Here is a 17,421-nt window from a genome sequence, read left to right as displayed (position 1 = left end):
AAATGGCTGAGGGCTGTCAGCGATGCCCTGGTCCGGCTGTAAATCGCTGAGGCGTTTCCTGCAGGCCGGGGCGAGGCGCAGGGATGCGCCGAGAGGGCGGCTTTACAGGGACGTTGCCTCCGCCCGTACCCGATAAGCCGGAAGGAATAAGCCGAGGGCACCGCGAAGCGGCGATTTACCGCCGGGAGCCCGGGTCGCCAGGGTGGTGGCGACTGAGCCACCCTGGCACGTTCACCGGTCATGTCGTTACAGAGTAGCAAGGAACATAAAGTGAACGGAATGACCACCACCGCCGTATGTTCCCCTCACCCTCACCCTCTCCCCGGAGGGGCGAGGGGATTGCTCAGTGCTCGCATTAATTTGTGGGGAACCCTCAGCCCTATGGGAGAGGGTTAGGGTGAGGGTACCCAAAACCCCTCACAGCATTGCAACCACGCCTGTGCGCTGTGCGACAGATACACCCCTTCACGCCAGATCATCCCTAACTGCCAGTGCAGATCGCTCTCCAGCGGGATCCAGCGCAGCGTGTTTTTATCCAGCCGCTCGCAGATCGGCTGCGGCAGAATGGCTATCCCCACGCCCGCCTGTACCATCGCTGCCAGAAAATCCCACTGGCCGCTGCGCACCGCAATGCGCGGCTTTACGTTGTGCTGGTTAAACAGCGCCATCAGCTGGCGGCTTAAGGCGAAATCTTCGTTGTAAATCAGCAGCGGGTGTTCGCCGAGCAGCTCGGGTTTTACTGATTCAATCTTCAGCCAGTCGCCGGAGCGCGGCACCAGCACGCACAGCGGGTGGCTGAACAGCGGCAGCGTTGCCAGCCCGCTCTCTTCTTCCACGGGAAGGGCCGTCATGGCCACGTCCAGTTCACCGTTCATCACCGCCTGCTGCACGGTCAGGCCGCCAAACTCAGAGATTTTTAGCTCAACGCCGGGATAGCGCTGGCGAAACAGGCTAATCGGCCCGGCCATCATCATGCCGACCATCGGCGGAATGCCGAGCCGCAGCAGCCCTTTTGTCAGGTGGTTGATGTCCCCAAGCTCGGCCTCCAGTTGGCGGAACTCCGCCAGAATTGCCAGCCCGCGCTCGAACACCACGCGACCGGTATCGGTCAGCAGCAGCTTGCGTCCGTCGCGGATCAGCAGGGTACAGTTCAGCTCATCTTCGAGGTTTTTCAGCATCTTACTGATGGTAGGCTGGGTTACGAATAACTTCTCCGCTGCGCGGGTAAAACTTTGCTGGCGAACCACCTCGACAAAATAGCGCAGCGTTCTTATGTCCATGATTATTCCTCGAAACTATACCTTCGATGATTTTAATTCATTTCAGTCGATACCGTACGCTCACTATACTGGCGCCTCGTCTCATTTCTGAGGAAAACCCCCATGGCCGTGGCGTTAAGCCGTGTTACGCCTGCCGTTGTTCAACGACTCCAGGTACCGGTTCAGGTACTGCTCTACGCGGGACTGTTTGTTTTTGCTGAATATCTTGTCGACTGGCTGAACCTGCCTTTACCCGCCAACCTGGTGGGAATGGTGCTGATGCTGACGCTGATCCTCTGTCGCGCGTTACCCCTTAGCTGGGTGCGGGCCGGTGCGCGCTGGCTGCTGGCGGAGATGCTGCTGTTCTTCGTTCCGGCCGTGGTGGCGGTGGTGAATTATGCGCAACTGCTGATGGTCGACGGCTGGCGCATCTTTGCGGTTATCGCCCTGAGCACGCTGATGGTGCTGGGCGCCACCGCCTGGGTGGTGGATAAAGTGTATCGCTTTGAAATCAGCAGGCAGAAGCATGACTAACTTTCAGATAAGCGTGCTATGCCTGATTGCGACAGTCGTCATTTACTTTGCCAACAAGCGCCTGTATCGCCGCTTTCGCACGCTGCCGCTGATGCCGCTGGTCTTTACGCCGATCCTGCTGGTGCTGATGCTGGTCTTCGGCCATATCTCCTGGCAGAACTACATTGGTGAATCCCACTGGCTGCTGTGGCTGCTCGGCCCGGCAACCATCGCTTTTGCCGTACCCGTTTATGAAAACCTGGCCATTATCAAACGCCACTGGATGTCGCTCAGCGCGGGCGTCGTCACCGCCACGGTGGTGGCGGTCTGTAGCTCCGTCTGGCTGGCGCGGCTTTTTACCCTCTCCGATGAAATTCAGCGCAGCCTGGCCGTGCGATCGGTGACCACGCCGTTTGCGCTGGCGGCCGCCAAACCGCTCGGCGGGCAGCCGGATCTGGTGGCGCTGTTTGTGGTCGTCACCGGCGTGTTCGGCATGGCAGTGGGGGATGTGCTGTTTCTGCGCCTTTCCATTCGCGAAGGGATGGCGAAAGGGGCGGGGTTTGGCGCGGCGTCGCACGGGGCGGGGACGGCACGTTCGTATGAGCTGGGACAGCAGGAAGGCGTTGTTGCAAGCCTGGTGATGATGCTCTCGGGCGTGACAATGGTATTAATCGCGCCGCTGGTGGCGTGGGTGATGTTTTAAGTTCCCCGGCCAGAGCGACCGGGGAGAAAAGGTTTAGTGCGCGCGGCCCTGCTCAACACCCAGGCCGGTTTGCGAGCGGATAAACTGGGCGCGGAATTTCTCACGCTCCAGGTTACCCTCCGGCGAGTTGTCGGTCGCTGAGAAGAACCAGATCCCGATAAACGCCACGGCAATGGAGAACAGCGCCGGGTATTCATACGGGAAGATAGCGCTTTCGTGACCGAGGATCTGCACCCAGATGGTCGGGCCGAGGATCATCAGAATCACCGCCGTCAGCAGCCCCAGCCAGCCGCCAATCATCGCCCCACGGGTGGTCAGTTTTGACCAGTACATGGAGAGCAGAATGATCGGGAAGTTACAGCTTGCCGCAATCGAGAAGGCCAGCCCCACCATAAAGGCGATGTTCTGCTTCTCGAACAAAATCCCCAGCAGGATGGCGACGACGCCCAGCACCAGTACGGTGATTTTGGAGACTTTCAGCTCATCGCGCTCGCTTGCGCCTTTGCGGAAAACGTTGGCGTAGAGATCGTGCGATACCGCAGACGCACCAGCCAACGTCAGCCCGGCAACCACCGCGAGGATGGTGGCGAAGGCCACGGCAGAGATAAAGCCGAGGAACAGGTTACCGCCTACCGCGTCGGCCAGATGCACCGCCGCCATGTTGTTACCGCCGATAAGCGCGCCCGCCGCGTCTTTAAACGCCGGGTTTGCCCCCACCAGCATGATCGCGCCAAAGCCGATGATAAAGGTCAGTATGTAGAAGTAGCCCATAAACCCGGTGGCGTAGAACACGCTTTTACGCGCTTCACGTGCATCAGACACCGTGAAGAAACGCATCAGGATATGCGGCAGGCCAGCGGTACCGAACATCAGGCCGAGACCGAGCGAGAGCGCGGATATCGGATCTTTCACCAGCCCGCCCGGGCTCATGATCGCTTCCCCTTTCGGGTGCACTGACATGGCTTCGGTAAACAGATTATTGAAGCTGAACCCGACGTGCTTCATCACCATAAAGGCCATAAAGCTGGCGCCGAACAGCAGCAGTACCGCTTTGATGATCTGTACCCAGGTGGTAGCCAGCATGCCGCCGAACAGGACGTACATCACCATCAGCACGCCTACCAGCACCACCGCGACGTGGTAGTTCAGACCGAACAGCAGCTCGATCAATTTACCCGCGCCCACCATCTGGGCAATCAGGTACAGCGCCACCACCACCAGCGAACCGCAGGCGGAGAGCATGCGGATGGGGCCTTGTTTGAGGCGGTATGAAGCTACGTCTGCAAAGGTGTAGCGGCCAAGGTTACGCAGGCGCTCGGCAATCAGGAACAGAATGATCGGCCAGCCGACGAGGAAGCCGAGGGAGTAGATCAGGCCGTCATACCCCGAGGTATAAACCAGCGCGGAGATCCCGAGGAACGAGGCGGCAGACATAAAGTCTCCCGCAATCGCCAGCCCGTTCTGGAAGCCGGTAATGTTGCCGCCCGCGGTGTAGTAATCGTTACGGGAGCGCACGCGTTTCGACGCCCAGTAGGTGATGTAAAGCGTTAGCACCACGAAAATCAGGAACATGATAATCGCCTGCCAGTTGGTTGGCTGGCGCTGGACCTCGCCGGTAAGGGCATCTGCCGCATGGGCAGCAAAGGGAAGTGTGGCGGCAAGCGCCGTCAGGACTCGCTTCATGATGCTTTTACCTCGCGCAGAACTTCTCTGTTAAGACGATCGAATTCACCGTTCGCACGCCAGACATACACACCTGTCAGCACAAACGAAATAACGATAACGCCAATGCCAATTGGGATGCCGCGCGTAACGCTGGTTCCGGCGTGCAGCGGCGTACCGAGCCACTGCGGCGCAAAGGCGATCAGCAGAATAAAGCCGACGTAAATAACCAGCATGATGATGGAAAGGATAAAGGCAAACCGTTGCCGTTTTTCGACGAGCTCCCTGTAGTGCGCACTATTCTCTATCTGCTGACAAATATCGTTATTCATCACAGAGTCTCCAAAGGTAAGGTTGGTTTGTTTTTATCCCCTCTCCCCTATGGGGAGAGGGTTAGGGTGATGGAAGGAAGGTGCGGTCTGATGCCCTCACCCCGGCCCTCTCCCACGGGGAGAGGGAGAAAACACTAGGAAGGCATTGCGATGGCCTGCTTCTCTTCGAGCAGTTTGTCCACCACGCCAGGATCGGCAAGCGTTGAGGTATCACCGAGGTTGCTGGTGTCGCCTGCTGCGATTTTGCGCAGAATACGGCGCATAATCTTGCCGGAACGGGTTTTCGGCAGTGAGTCGGTCCAGTGCAGCACGTCCGGCGTGGCCAGCGGGCCGATCTCTTTACGCACCCAGTTGCGCACCTCGGTATACAGCTCTGGTGACGGCTCCTCGCCGTGGTTCAGGGTGACGTAGGCGTAGATCGCCTGGCCTTTGATGTTGTGAGGAATGCCGACAACTGCCGCTTCGGCAATCTTCGGATGCGACACCAGCGCAGACTCAATCTCCGCCGTGCCCAGACGGTGGCCGGAAACATTCAGCACATCGTCCACGCGTCCGGTGATCCAGTAATAACCGTCTTCGTCCCGGCGCGCGCCGTCGCCGCTGAAGTACATGTTTTTAAAGGTCGAGAAGTAGGTCTGTTCGAAGCGCTCATGGTCGCCGAACAGGGTACGCGCCTGGCCAGGCCAGGAATCGACGATTACCAGGTTGCCTTCGGTGGCCCCTTCCTGCGGATTGCCTTCGTTGTCCACCAGCGCGGGCTGCACGCCGAAGAACGGACGGGTGGCCGAACCGGCTTTCAACTGCGTGGCGCCCGGCATCGGGGTGATCATGAAGCCGCCGGTTTCGGTCTGCCACCAGGTGTCCATCACCGGGCACTTCTCGTTGCCGATCTTCTTCCAGTACCACTCCCAGGCTTCCGGGTTGATCGGCTCGCCCACGGAACCGAGGATGCGCAAGGAAGAGCGGTCGGTCCCTTCGATGGCTTTATCGCCTTCCGCCATCAGCGCACGAATGGCCGTTGGCGCGGTGTAGAGAATGTTGACCTGATGCTTATCAACCACCTGGCACATACGTGCCGGCGTTGGCCAGTTAGGTACGCCTTCAAACATCAGCGTCGTTGCGCCGCAGGCCAGCGGGCCGTACAGCAGGTAGCTGTGACCGGTGACCCAGCCCACGTCGGCGGTACACCAGTAGATGTCGCCCGGATGGTAGTCGAAAACGTATTTAAAGGTGGTGGCCGCGTAAACCAGATAGCCGCCGGTGGTATGCAGCACGCCTTTCGGCTTACCGGTGGATCCGGAGGTATAAAGGATAAACAGCGGATCTTCCGCGTTCATCTCTTCCGGCTGATGCTGGTCGCTCGCGTTTTCAATCAGATCGCTCCACCACAGGTCTCGGCCCTCGTGCCAGTCGATGTTGCCGCCCGTGCGTTTGAAGACAATGACGTTATGGATGGATTTCACGTTCGGGTTTTTCAGCGCTTCATCGACGTTTTTCTTCAGCGGAATGCCGCGCCCGGCACGCACGCCCTCGTCAGCGGTGATCACCAGCTTTGAGTTCGAGTCGACGATACGTCCGGCAACCGCCTCCGGCGAGAAGCCACCAAAAATAACGGAGTGGATCGCGCCGATGCGCGCGCAGGCCAGCATAGCCACCGCGGCTTCCGGCACCATCGGCATATAGATCGCCACCACATCGCCTTTTTTAATGCCCTGGGCCAGCAGCACGTTGGCGAAGCGGCAGACGTCGCGATGAAGCTCTTTATATGAGATGTGTTTGCTCTGAGAGGCATCGTCGCCTTCCCAGATAATGGCCGTTTCGTTGCCGCGTTCGGCAAGATGGCGGTCCAGGCAGTTCGCCGCCAGGTTCAGCGTGCCGTCTTCATACCATTTAATGGAGACGTTGCCCGGCGCGAAAGAGGTGTTCTTTACCTTCTGATAAGGTTTGATCCAGTCGAGGATGTGGCCCTGTTCACCCCAGAATGCGTCAGGGCTGGAAATGGACTGCTGGTATTTCTCCTGGTACTGCTCCGGGCTTATCAGGCAACGGTCCGCAATGTTTGCGGGAATGTCGTGTTTGTGTATTTGGCTCATGGCTTTTTTTCTCCTTGTAAGATGTTAATAATATGTCGCAAAAACGTTAATAGTAGGGGCTTTACAAGCTTTGTTTAGTATTTGGGCGACAGATCACGCAATGTCTGAAGAGTATGAAAATTGAGCGAATGAAACTTTGAAGGGAAATAATTCATCTGAAGAATTATTCACTTTTTTGTTTGTAAAAGTTTTTTCATAACAATCGGTTATTGATGTGGATTGCTATTAATTACCGTCAATGACGCTTTTTGCAGTGAAATGCCTTGTTCTTTAAGGCTTGCGCAGCATGCCGTGCAAATGATACTCATACGGCGCGTTAAAAAATCCCATAAACCAACGCAACACAATTCATACCCTTTCAGTATGTCTCCATATTCATGCAGTTTTGCTGGTGCGGAGATTTCATTGAGGAAGTCAGTTTCTATGAAAAATTTGAAAGTCAGCCTGGCCTGGCAGATCCTGCTGGCCCTTGTGCTGGGCATCTTGCTGGGCAGTTACCTCCATTACCATAGCGACAGCCGCGAGTGGCTGATTGCGAACCTTCTCTCGCCAGCGGGCGATATCTTTATTCATCTGATCAAGATGATTGTTGTGCCGATTGTGATCTCGACGCTGGTGGTCGGTATTGCCGGGGTAGGTGATGCGAAACAGTTAGGCCGCATCGGCGTTAAAACCATTCTCTATTTCGAAGTGATCACCACGGTTGCCATCATTCTTGGTATCACCCTGGCGAACGTGTTCCAGCCCGGTTCCGGGATTGATATGTCGCAGCTGGCGACGGTGGATATTTCGAAATATCAAAGCACCACCGCCGACGTGCAGAGCCATTCGCACGGTCTGATGGGCACAATTCTGTCACTGGTGCCGACCAACATTATCGCGTCAATGGCGAAGGGCGAGATGCTGCCGATCATCTTCTTCTCGGTGCTCTTTGGTCTGGGGCTTTCTTCCCTGCCCGCGACGCACCGTGAACCGCTGGTAACGGTGTTCCGCTCTATCTCTGAAACCATGTTCAAAGTCACCCACATGGTGATGCGCTATGCGCCGGTGGGTGTTTTTGCGCTGATCGCCGTAACCGTGGCGAACTTCGGCTTTGCTTCCCTGTGGCCGTTGGCGAAGCTGGTGATTCTGGTGCACTTCGCGATCCTGTTCTTTGCGCTGGTGGTGCTGGGGATTGTGGCGCGCCTGTGCGGGCTGAGCATCTGGATCCTGATCCGCATTCTGAAAGATGAGCTGATTCTGGCGTACTCCACGGCAAGCTCCGAGAGCGTGCTGCCGCGTATCATTGAGAAGATGGAGGCCTACGGTGCACCGGCGTCCATTACCAGCTTCGTTGTACCGACCGGTTACTCCTTCAACCTGGATGGTTCAACGCTGTATCAGAGTATTGCGGCAATCTTTATCGCTCAGCTGTACGGCATTGACCTGTCGCTGTGGCAGGAAATCGTGCTGGTGTTGACCCTGATGGTGACCTCAAAGGGTATCGCAGGCGTGCCGGGCGTCTCCTTCGTGGTGCTGCTGGCGACGCTGGGCAGCGTCGGTATTCCGCTGGAAGGCCTGGCGTTTATCGCCGGTGTGGACCGTATCCTCGACATGGCGCGTACCGCGCTGAACGTGGTGGGTAATGCGCTGGCGGTGCTGGTAATCTCCAAGTGGGAACACAAGTTCGACCGTAAAAAAGCGCTGGCGTATGAACGCGAGGTGCTGGGTCGTTTTGATAAAACGGCTGACCAATGATGTAAAAATGCCGGGTGGCGGCTTCGCCTTACCCGGCCTACATAAGCCGCAGGCCCGGTAAGCGCAGCGCGACCGGGCAATAATTTACTCCCCGCTCAACGCATCAAACTCTTCACACCCGGTATCAAACCCTTCCGTACAGCTCAGGTTTAACCAGTAAAGCGCTTTCTGTTTATTCGGTGTGATAAAGCCTTTCTCACCCTGCCTGAACAGCATGCCTGCCCAGTACTCCGCATAACCCGTCCGGGACAGAGCCGAACTCCGCTTGAACCACGCCGCAGCCTGCACGTCATCCTGAGGGACTTCAACGCCGTTGGCATAGATCAGCCCCAGCAGCTGTTGCGCGTCTACCGCGGAGTCGCTATCGATGTCTTCGGTCGCCGTTTGCAGCAGTTTAATGGCCTGCGGGTAGTCGGTCTTGCCTGCTTGCGTGTTCACCAGCACCCGCGCCAGCATGATCGCGCCGCGTTTGCTGCCCGCAATGTTTGCCTGTTGGGCCAGAGCTTTGGCCTGTGCGTAGTCGCCCTGCGTAAAGAGGATTTGCGACAGCAGCGCCATGGCGTCGACATTGCCGCCTTTCGCCGCTTTCTCGGCCCACAGCGCGGCCTGCTTGCTGTCGCCGGAGCTGAAGTACGTATCGGCAAGATAATACTGGGCGCGCGCATCACCGGCTTCCGCCTGTTTACGATACTGGCTGCCTATCTCATCGGCACGGGCAAAGGCGGTTAAAAATAACAACATCAGAAAAAGGGTTTTCATGGATTCTTATCATCGGGGTACACGCCGCGCAGTATAATCGCGGCGACAGAAGAAAAAAACGGGTGCGTTAAGACCTCAGCATCCCACAAGCCGGGCGGAACACGCGTTCCGCCCGAAGAGGTTAGCCTGCGTTACAGGCTAATTTCGCCGCCACCTCCTGATGTTCACTCTTTATTGAAAACTCACATAAGTTACCGCGAGTAATAAAGGTAAAGATCACTATCGTCAGGCAAATAATAAAGACGATGCCTAACGCAGTTTTTAATGGCGTCATGCCTTTTACTCCTTGTGAAAAAAAGAATAAGAGGCTACTCTCAACCTGTTGGGGGTTGAGGGGTAGCCTCGGGTAAATGCAAATTTCCCGGGGCTTTCCACTTTCTGTCCCTCAACAATGCTCAAGACAGAAAGTCTTAAGCACCCGCCGCATATCTTATCCCTCTGAATTAAAATGCAAAGATGTAATTAATTTTCGCGCAAATTACATTTTTCTGCGAGACGTCTTCAGAGAAATATATTGATATTATTAATAGCGATGCCAGAAATAATAATGGGGTGAATATCTCACCCCATTTAGTCAGCGATTAATTAACAGCTTCATCCCATTGCGCTTTCACGCAGGCGGGCTTTCAGCTTGTTATATTCGTCGATCACGTACTGTTCCGCTGCGCGCTGATCCGCTATGGGCTCCACGTTTACGGCGCAGTATTTATACTCCGGCGTTTTGGTTATCGGGCTTAAGTTCTCCGTCACCAGCTCGTTACAGGCGCCAATCCACCACTGGTAGGTCATATAGACCGCGCCTTTGTTCGGACGGTCGCTGACCTGCGCGCGGGTAATGATGCGGCCTTTACGCGAGTTCACCCACACCAGCGCTTCATCTTCAATACCGAGCCGTTCGGCATCGGCGGTGTTGATCTGCGCGTAGCCCGGTTCATCCGCCAGCGCCGCCAGCGCGGCGCAGTTGCCGGTCATGGAACGGCAGGAGTAATGGCCCACTTCACGCACGGTGGAGAGCACCATCGGATACTCGTCGGTGAGTTTATCGATCGGCGCGACCCAGTCGCAGGTGAAGAATTGCGCCAGCCCGTTCGGGGTGTCGAATTTTTCTTTAAAGAGGTACGACGTTCCCTGATCCGCCTCTGACTCATCCCGGCACGGCCACTGGATGTAGCCTAGCTCACCCATTTTTTCATAGGTTGCCCCATAAAAGTCCGGGCACAGATGCCGCAACTCGTCCCAGATCTCCTGGGTGTTGTTGTAGTGCATCGGGTAGCCCATGCGGGTAGCGATTTCGCTGATGATCTGCCAGTCCGTTTTCAGATCCCACTTCGGCTCGACAGCCTTGAAGAAGCGCTGGAAGCCGCGGTCTGCCGCCGTATAGACACCTTCATGCTCGCCCCAGGAGGTCGACGGTAAAATCACATCCGCCGCCGCCGCGGTTTTGGTCATAAAGATATCCTGAACAATCACCAGCTCCAGATCCTCAAACCCTTTACGCACCGCAGACAACTCGGCGTCGGTCTGGAGCGGATCTTCACCCATGATGTAGGCCGCACGCACTTCACCGTGCGCCGCGCGGTGCGGCAGCTCGCTGATGCGATACCCCGTGTGCTCAGGCAGGCTCTCCACGCCCCAGGCCTTCGCGAATTTCTCGCGATTTTCCGGGAATTTGACGTACTGGTAGCCCGGATAGGTGTCCGGCAGCGCGCCCATGTCGCACGCGCCCTGCACGTTATTCTGACCACGTACCGGGTTCACGCCCACATGCGCTTTACCCAGATTGCCGGTCAACATGGCGAGGCTGGTGAGCGAGCGCACGGTTTCCACGCCCTGGTAGAACTGGGTCACGCCCATACCCCACAGAATGGCGGCGGTTTTCGCTCCGGCGTACATCCGCGCCGCCTGGCGGATCTCCTGTGCGCTGACGCCGGTTATCGCCTCTACGGACTCCGGCGTATAGCCTTCGACAATCTTGCGATACTCTTCAAACCCTTCCGTACGGCTTGCGACAAACGCCTGGTCGTAGAGGTTCTCCTCAATAATGACGTGCCCCATCGCATTCAACAGCGCGATGTTCGAGCCGTTTTTCAGTGCGATGTGCATATCGGCAATGCGCGCGGTTTCAATTTTGCGCGGATCGCAGACGATGATTTTCGCCCCGTTCTGTTTGGCGCGAATCACGTGATTCGCGACGATAGGGTGAGAATCCGCCGGGTTATAGCCGAAGATGAACACCAGATCGGTGTTATCTATCTCATTGATGGCATTACTCATTGCGCCGTTACCGACCGACTGGTGCAGACCTGCAACCGATGGGCCGTGTCAGACGCGAGCGCAGCAGTCGACGTTATTGGTACCAATAACGGCGCGCGCGAATTTTTGCATCACATAGTTGGTTTCATTCCCGGTTCCGCGTGAGGAGCCGGTGGTCTGAATCGCATCCGGGCCATACTTGGCCTTGATGGCGCTAAGGCGCGTGGCAACATAATCCAGCGCTTCATTCCAGGAGACGGCTTCCAGCTTGCCGCCGCGCTCGCGGCGGATCATAGGGGTTTTCAGGCGCGGGGTGAGGATTTGGGTATCGTTAATAAAATCCCAGCCGTAGTACCCTTTCAGGCACAGCGTGCCCTGATTGGTTTTACCCTGCGCCGCTTCCGCCCGGACGATTTTGCCGTTATCGACCACCAGGTGGATCTTGCAACCTGAGGCACAATAAGGGCAAACCGTGACGACTTTTTTCATCGCTTTGCTCCAGTTAAACAGTTCTTACCTGCCCAATATGCAGCTTCTATGCCATGTTTTTACTATGGGTATTTCCTGACTTTACGACCCTTTGCGGGGCAAAACCCTGACGAAAAACAGCCAATCGTCAAAATTGACGTGTCGAAAGGGCAGGGGATGTGACATGGATTGAATTTCCGTCACGTAAAAAACAATTCGGCTGGAGCCGGCGGCAGAATGGTTCAGACTTAACATAATTCCCTGACGGAAGCATGCGATGAAACCGGCGATTCTGGTGGTTGATGATGATGTCGCAGTCTGCGAACTGCTACAGGATGTGCTCAGCGAGCACGTCTTTACCGTGCTGACGTGTCACACCGGTCAGGAAGCGGTGAACCGTGTCCAGCAGGACTCCGGCATTGCGCTGGTTCTGCTGGACATGATGCTGCCGGATATCAACGGATTACAGGTTTTGCTGCAGATGCAAAAGCGGCGACCGTCGCTACCGGTGGTGATGCTGACGGGGCTGGGAAGTGAATCAGATGTGGTTGTCGGGCTGGAAATGGGCGCTGATGATTACATCGGAAAACCGTTCAATCCGCGCGTGGTGGTCGCCCGCGTTAAGGCGGTGCTGCGTCGTACCGGCGCGCTGGCCGCGGAGCCTGCCGCGCCGCGCGTTGAGGGTATTGCTTTTAACGGCTGGACGCTGGACACCACCCGCTGCGAGCTGAGCGATCCGCAGCGTAATACCGTGCCGTTAACCCAGGGCGAATATGGCCTGCTGCTGGCATTAACGCAAAACGCCCGCCGGGTACTGAGCCGTGAACAGCTGCTTGAACTGACCCACAGCGAAAGCGCTGAGGTCTTTGACCGCACTATCGACGTACTGATCATGCGGCTGCGGCGAAAAATTGAGGTCAATCCGCACCAGCCTCTGCTGATCAAAACCATTCGCGGTCTGGGCTATGTTTTTGCCACGGACGTTTCCCATCATGAGAAAGCCGCCTGACCGTTCTCCTGAATAAACGTCTGAAGTTCGGCCAGCGTTTTCGCGCCGTCAATTGCATTAGCCGCCAGCAGGCTGGCCCGCGCGCAGGCGTGCGCCAGATAAATACTCTCCGTCAGCGGCAGGGATTCATGGCAGCCGTATAAAAAGCCCGCGCAAAACGCGTCGCCCGCGCCGACGCTGCCGATAATCTCGTCCTGCGTCAGCTTCCACGACGGAACCCATTGCCCTTTTTCACCCGGCGCTTCACCCCATGCCCCTTCCGGACAGTGGATCACCACCCGCTGTCGCACGCCTGCCGCCAGCAGCTGTGCGGCAGCGTCGGCGATATGGGCCATGTTCAGCGCATCATGGCTGTCGCGGATCTCAAGCCCGCTAAACTCACCGGCTTCCAGCTCGTTAATCACCAGATAATCAAGATGGCGCAGGGCAGGGAGCACCAGCGGCTGATAGCGCGGGTCGCCCTTGCGGGACACCAGATCGAGCGAGGTTTCATACCCCTGATCGTGCATCTGTGCCAGTAACCGCGCGCTGCGGGTGCCAAATTCCTCGTCCGGCATATCCAGGCTGTCGAGCAGCAGCAGATAGCCGAGATGGAAGATCTTCAGCGATCCGTCTAAACGATCGAAGGCGGGAAGATCCAGCAGGCGGTTGGCGCCCGGCGAGTGGAAAAAAGTGCGCTGTCCGCTGGGGTCGGTCATCACCTGCGACATCGACGTTGGGGAGAACGTCGTGCGCTGCACGCGCTGGCGATTGACGTGATACTGGTCGAGCATCGCCAGAATATAGTCTCCGTCGCTGTCTTCCCCAATCAGCCCCACCGCCTGTAACGGCAGGCCGACGTGCATTTTTGCCAGCGTCAGCAGAACGTTGAGCGGCGCACCGCCGGTTGAGCGTTCGCTGTGGGTGATTTCTGCCAGCCAGCCGCGCTCCGGCCACTGTACGATCTGGTGGACGTGATCCACCAGCATATTGCCTGCGGCGACGATCCCTTTGCGTTCCATTAGGCCTGCCCCGCACTGCCGAAGATGCGCATCTGTTCCGCAACCGTATCGGTAATGGCCTCTTCAATGCCCAGCAGCAGCTCGGCAAACTCATCGTAAAGCGATTGTCGGTTCGCCATGCGTTGCTCAACGGCGGCAAGTGCGGCCTGCGACATGCCGGTATAGAAATTGATTTTATGAATACCGAGTTCAATGGCGCGGCGGAAATCAGTGTCGCTTATGCCAGAGCCACCGTGTAAAACCAGCGGCAGGCCCGTCTGCTGGCGAATGGCGTCCAGACGCGGGAAATCAAGCTTCGGCTCGCCCTTGTATTTGCCGTGCGCGTTGCCAATGGCGACCGCCAGCGCGTCGATACCGGTTAAATCGACAAACTCGCGCGCCAGCCGCGGATCGGTGAAGAAGGCTTCATCCGCATGCCCGTAAAGCGCGCCCCCTTCATCCCCGCCTACCGCGCCCAGCTCCGCCTCTACCGAGACGCCCACCGCGTGGCACATCTTCACCACTTCCCGGGTCTGGCGGATATTTTCCTCATAGCTCAGCGTGGAGCCGTCGAACATCACCGAGCTGAACCCTAAACGCAGGGCGCGCACCACCGCCTCAAAATGCAGTCCGTGGTCGAGGTTAAGCACCACGGGAATATCGTGGCGGGCAGCTTCGAATTTCACCGCTTCCACCAGCGACTCCAGAGACACGTACTTAAAATGCACTTCGGCGATGTTGATGATAAACGGCGAGCGTTCCTGCTTCGCGGCGGCAAACAGGGCGCGCAGAAAATGGGAGTCGAGCACGTTGAACGCGCCCAGGGCGTAGCGGTGTTCCCTGGCGTGGGCCAGACCGTCGGCAAGAGAAATCAATGGCATCATTCACTCCTTATATCCGAAAGAGGGTGTACTCGTTGCACAGCACCAGCACCGCCGGTTCGTCTTCTTCAATGGTGTTGTAGCGATCGATGGGCTGTAAAAAGTGGTTGTCGTGTTCATCGTCATTGACCGACGACACTTCGCCCACCAGCACATCACCAAAGCCGCGTTCACCCCAGAAGCTATGGTACAGGCCGGGCGTCAGGCAGATGCTCTCCCCAGGCGTGAGGCGCAGCTGGCTGCCGGGCGCGTGCGTCTGCCGACAGCCGTCTATCGTGACGGTCACGTCGGTGTTTTCGGTCTCTTCATGCGCGCCCGCATTCCATAACTCAATAATCAGATTCCCGCCGCCGCGGTTAATAATGTCCTCCCGCTTGCGCCAGTGAAAATGCATCGGCGTCACCTGGCCGTCGCGGACGTGCATGATTTTTTCGGCATAGCACTTTTCATAGGGCACGCCGTTGGGGGAGCCGTTGCGCAGGGTGAACAGCGTTAACCCCTGTGCAGCGAAGTTGTTGCCACCAAATGCCGTCACGTCCCAGCCGAGCCTGAGGTCAAACACCTCCTGCCATGCTGCCTGGTCAAGCTGCTGCCATTTTGTCGGCGGAAAGCTGGCAAACGGCGGGAGATGCACGCCGTGCATGGAGAAGAACTGCCGCGTGTGGCCGAGGATTTCATTGATGTCGGAGCGTTTCATGGGGACTCCTTGAGTTTTTGCCGCCCCCTTACCCTAACCCTCTCCCCAAAGGGGAGAGGGAACTTGAACACCCTCTCTCCTTTGGGGAGAGGGTCGGGGTGAGGGGCTTACTTAACCGTCCACCCCTTATATGTGCCGACGTTCTTTTTATCGATCATCGTCACCGGGATCAGCACGGGCTCTTTCGGCGCAGGTTTGCCCTGAAGAATGTCATAGCCGATCTCCACCGCCTTCGCCGCCATCACCTGCGGATCCTGCGCCGGGGTAGCAACAAACAGCGAGTTTTCGCGCTTCAGGGCTTCTTCACCATCCGGGCTGCCATCTACGCCAACGATAAAGAATTCATTGCGTTGCGCCTGTTTAGCCGCCAGATCGGCGCCGATCGCGGTCGGATCGTTAATCGCGAATACGCCGTCGATCTTCGGATTGGCAGCCAGCAGGGAGGTCATGACCTCCAGGCCGCCTTCGCGGCTGCCTTTGGCGTTCTGATTATCCGAGAGCACTTTGATATCCGGGTGGCGCCTGAACTCGGTCTGGCAGCCCTCCACGCGGTTTTGTACCGCAGAAACCGGCGGTCCGTTGATGATCACCACGTTGCCTTTACCTTTCAGGCGGTCGGTAATGTACTTACAGGCCATTTCTCCCGCCTGAGTGTTATCGGAGGTGATGGTCGCATCGGCCCCTTCCGCCGCCACGTCCACCGCCACGACCACGATCCCCGCCTCTTTAGCGCGTTTTACCGCGGGGCCGATCCCTTTGGAATCCGCGGCATTGAGGATGATCATGTCTACTTTCGCCGCAATGAAGTTATCGATCTGCGACACCTGCTGGCCCAGATCGTACCCGCTGGAGACCAGCGTCACCTTGACGTTGTCCCCCGCCAGCTTGCGCGCTTCCAGCTCGGCACCTTTGGTGATCTGCACGAAGAACGGGTTAGCCAGGTCACCCACCGTCACGCCGATGGATTTCAGATCTTTTGCCTGCGCAAACGGGGTTGCGGCCAGCAGCGCGCCAGCACAGAGCGCGGTCACTAAGGGCTTCAATCTCATGCTGTATTCCTCACGTAGGGTATTGTTGTTATGCACTTTGATGGTGTCGGGTACGGTATTTGTCGATCAGCACCGCTATGATGATCACCGCCCCTTTGATCACCAGCTGCCAGAAATAGGAGACGCCCATCAGCGTCATGCCGTTGTTGAGGGTGGCGATGATCAGCGCGCCCACCAGGGTGCCGGTGATCGTGCCGATCCCGCCGACGAAGCTGGTGCCGCCGAGGATCACCGCCGCAATCGCATCCAGCTCGTACCCCGTGCCGAGGTTGCCGTTGGCGCTGTAGAGACGTGAAGCGCTCATCACGCCGCCTAAGCCCGAGAGCAGGCCACTCATGCCGTAGACAAACAGCAGCACCAGCCAGACCTTAATGCCGGTTAAGCGTGCCGCCTGCACGTTGCCACCAACCGCATAGATGTGAACGCCGAGGGTGGTGCGGCGCAGGATGAACCAGCACACCACAATCACCGCCAGGGCGATCACCACCAGCCACGGAATCGGGCCGAGGTAGTTATTGCCGATCCACTCGAAGTTAATGTTGGAGTTAATAACCGTCGTGCCGTCCGCCAACAGGTAGGCCGCGCCGCGCAGCGCCGTATAGGTGCCGAGCGTGACGATAAACGGCGGAAGTCCGGCGAAGGCCACCAGCGCGCCGTTGAACAGCCCCAGCACCATACCGAGCATCAGCGCCGCCGGAATGGAGAGCATCGCAAATTCAGGGATAAGCGAGACCACCATCGCCGCCACTGCCGTGGTGCCCAGAATCGAGCCCACGGAGAGGTCAATCCCGCCGGTCAGGATGATGAAGGTCATCCCGGCCGCCAGCACAATGTTGATCGACGCCTGCCGGGTAATGTTGAGCAGGTTGCTCTCGGTGAAAAAGTTCGGGGCGATAAAGCCAAATACCGCCACAATCAGGATTAAAATCGGCAAAATGCCGATCGTTTGCATCAGATCGCTCATCAGCATTTTTTTGGCGGAGGCGGATTTCGCCACCTGCTGCGGATGGGTTGGAGTTGTCATAA

General features: G+C 57.4%; 16 protein-coding genes. 4 read left to right on the top strand and 12 right to left on the bottom strand.

Features of this window, described 5'->3' with window-relative positions; genetic code table 11:
* Positions 1-392 precede the first annotated feature (392 nt).
* Positions 393-1,280: a LysR family transcriptional regulator gene (locus IM282_RS17105; protein ID WP_022646759.1), complete on the bottom strand. Its 888-nt coding sequence runs from the start codon at positions 1,278-1,280 to the stop codon at positions 393-395.
* 102 nt (positions 1,281-1,382) lie between these two features.
* Between IM282_RS17105 and IM282_RS17100 the strand changes: the two genes are divergently transcribed.
* Positions 1,383-1,793 carry a CidA/LrgA family protein gene (locus IM282_RS17100; protein WP_022646760.1) on the top strand — a complete coding sequence of 137 codons (411 nt, stop codon included), beginning with the start codon at positions 1,383-1,385 and terminating at the stop codon, positions 1,791-1,793.
* On the top strand, positions 1,786-2,475 hold the full coding sequence (locus IM282_RS17095; RefSeq protein WP_192970659.1) for an LrgB family protein: 690 nt from the start codon (positions 1,786-1,788) through the stop codon (positions 2,473-2,475). The genes IM282_RS17100 and IM282_RS17095 overlap by 8 nt, the downstream gene beginning before the upstream one ends.
* Before the next feature lie 33 nt (positions 2,476-2,508).
* Here IM282_RS17095 and actP read toward each other — a convergent pair whose 3' ends face one another.
* The 3 genes from actP to acs all read right to left on the bottom strand — a co-directional run bounded on the left by actP (position 2,509) and on the right by acs (position 6,562).
* On the bottom strand, positions 2,509-4,158 hold the full coding sequence (actP, locus tag IM282_RS17090; RefSeq protein ID WP_023299099.1) for a cation/acetate symporter ActP: 1,650 nt from the start codon (positions 4,156-4,158) through the stop codon (positions 2,509-2,511).
* Positions 4,155-4,469, bottom strand: coding sequence for a DUF485 domain-containing protein (locus IM282_RS17085; protein WP_022646763.1), 315 nt, complete (start codon positions 4,467-4,469; stop codon positions 4,155-4,157). The genes actP and IM282_RS17085 overlap by 4 nt, the downstream gene beginning before the upstream one ends.
* 134 nt (positions 4,470-4,603) lie before the next feature.
* The gene (gene acs / locus IM282_RS17080; RefSeq protein WP_023299100.1) at positions 4,604-6,562 is read right to left on the bottom strand and encodes an acetate--CoA ligase; all 1,959 of its coding nucleotides are present in this window, start codon (positions 6,560-6,562) and stop codon (positions 4,604-4,606) included.
* A 423-nt stretch (positions 6,563-6,985) separates the two neighbouring features.
* Between acs and gltP the strand changes: the two genes are divergently transcribed.
* Positions 6,986-8,299, top strand: a complete 1,314-nt coding sequence (gltP, locus tag IM282_RS17075) for a glutamate/aspartate:proton symporter GltP (protein ID WP_022646765.1) — start codon at positions 6,986-6,988, stop codon at positions 8,297-8,299.
* A gap of 84 nt (positions 8,300-8,383) precedes the next feature.
* Here gltP and IM282_RS17070 read toward each other — a convergent pair whose 3' ends face one another.
* The 3 genes from IM282_RS17070 to fdhF form a co-directional block, all read right to left on the bottom strand.
* Positions 8,384-9,058 carry a tetratricopeptide repeat protein gene (locus IM282_RS17070; RefSeq protein WP_126504335.1) on the bottom strand — a complete coding sequence of 225 codons (675 nt, stop codon included), beginning with the start codon at positions 9,056-9,058 and terminating at the stop codon, positions 8,384-8,386.
* A 121-nt stretch (positions 9,059-9,179) separates the two neighbouring features.
* Positions 9,180-9,332 (bottom strand): Hok/Gef family protein, encoded by a 153-nt coding sequence (locus IM282_RS17065; protein ID WP_022646767.1) that lies wholly within the window; start codon positions 9,330-9,332, stop codon positions 9,180-9,182.
* Between the two features lie 320 nt (positions 9,333-9,652).
* Positions 9,653-11,800, bottom strand: a complete 2,148-nt coding sequence (fdhF, locus tag IM282_RS17060; protein WP_080298763.1) for a formate dehydrogenase subunit alpha — start codon at positions 11,798-11,800, stop codon at positions 9,653-9,655.
* Positions 11,801-12,056: 256 nt separating this feature from the next.
* Between fdhF and IM282_RS17055 the strand changes: the two genes are divergently transcribed.
* Positions 12,057-12,788, top strand: coding sequence for a response regulator (locus IM282_RS17055; protein ID WP_022646769.1), 732 nt, complete (start codon positions 12,057-12,059; stop codon positions 12,786-12,788).
* On the opposite strand, the gene IM282_RS17050 is transcribed toward IM282_RS17055, so the two are convergent.
* From IM282_RS17050 to IM282_RS17030, 5 genes are all read right to left on the bottom strand, one after another.
* Positions 12,770-13,789, bottom strand: coding sequence for a carbohydrate kinase family protein (locus IM282_RS17050; protein WP_048965642.1), 1,020 nt, complete (start codon positions 13,787-13,789; stop codon positions 12,770-12,772). The genes IM282_RS17055 and IM282_RS17050 overlap by 19 nt on opposite strands.
* Positions 13,789-14,649 (bottom strand): ketose 1,6-bisphosphate aldolase, encoded by an 861-nt coding sequence (locus IM282_RS17045; protein WP_192970664.1) that lies wholly within the window; start codon positions 14,647-14,649, stop codon positions 13,789-13,791. The genes IM282_RS17050 and IM282_RS17045 overlap by 1 nt, the downstream gene beginning before the upstream one ends.
* A gap of 10 nt (positions 14,650-14,659) precedes the next feature.
* Positions 14,660-15,346, bottom strand: coding sequence for a D-lyxose/D-mannose family sugar isomerase (locus IM282_RS17040; protein ID WP_063163965.1), 687 nt, complete (start codon positions 15,344-15,346; stop codon positions 14,660-14,662).
* Between the two features lie 107 nt (positions 15,347-15,453).
* Positions 15,454-16,395 carry an ABC transporter substrate-binding protein gene (locus IM282_RS17035; protein WP_003860240.1) on the bottom strand — a complete coding sequence of 314 codons (942 nt, stop codon included), beginning with the start codon at positions 16,393-16,395 and terminating at the stop codon, positions 15,454-15,456.
* 28 nt (positions 16,396-16,423) lie between these two features.
* Complete coding sequence (locus tag IM282_RS17030) at positions 16,424-17,419, bottom strand: ribose ABC transporter permease (protein WP_063850426.1); 996 nt, start codon at positions 17,417-17,419, stop codon at positions 16,424-16,426.
* Positions 17,420-17,421: the final 2 nt, after the last annotated feature.

The sequence above is a fragment of the Enterobacter cloacae complex sp. P29RS genome, from assembly GCF_014893445.1.
GTDB classification, from domain to species: domain Bacteria; phylum Pseudomonadota; class Gammaproteobacteria; order Enterobacterales; family Enterobacteriaceae; genus Enterobacter; species Enterobacter intestinihominis.
The sequence above is the reverse complement of the archived record's forward strand: the minus strand, read 5'-3'. Positions and strand labels throughout refer to the sequence as shown.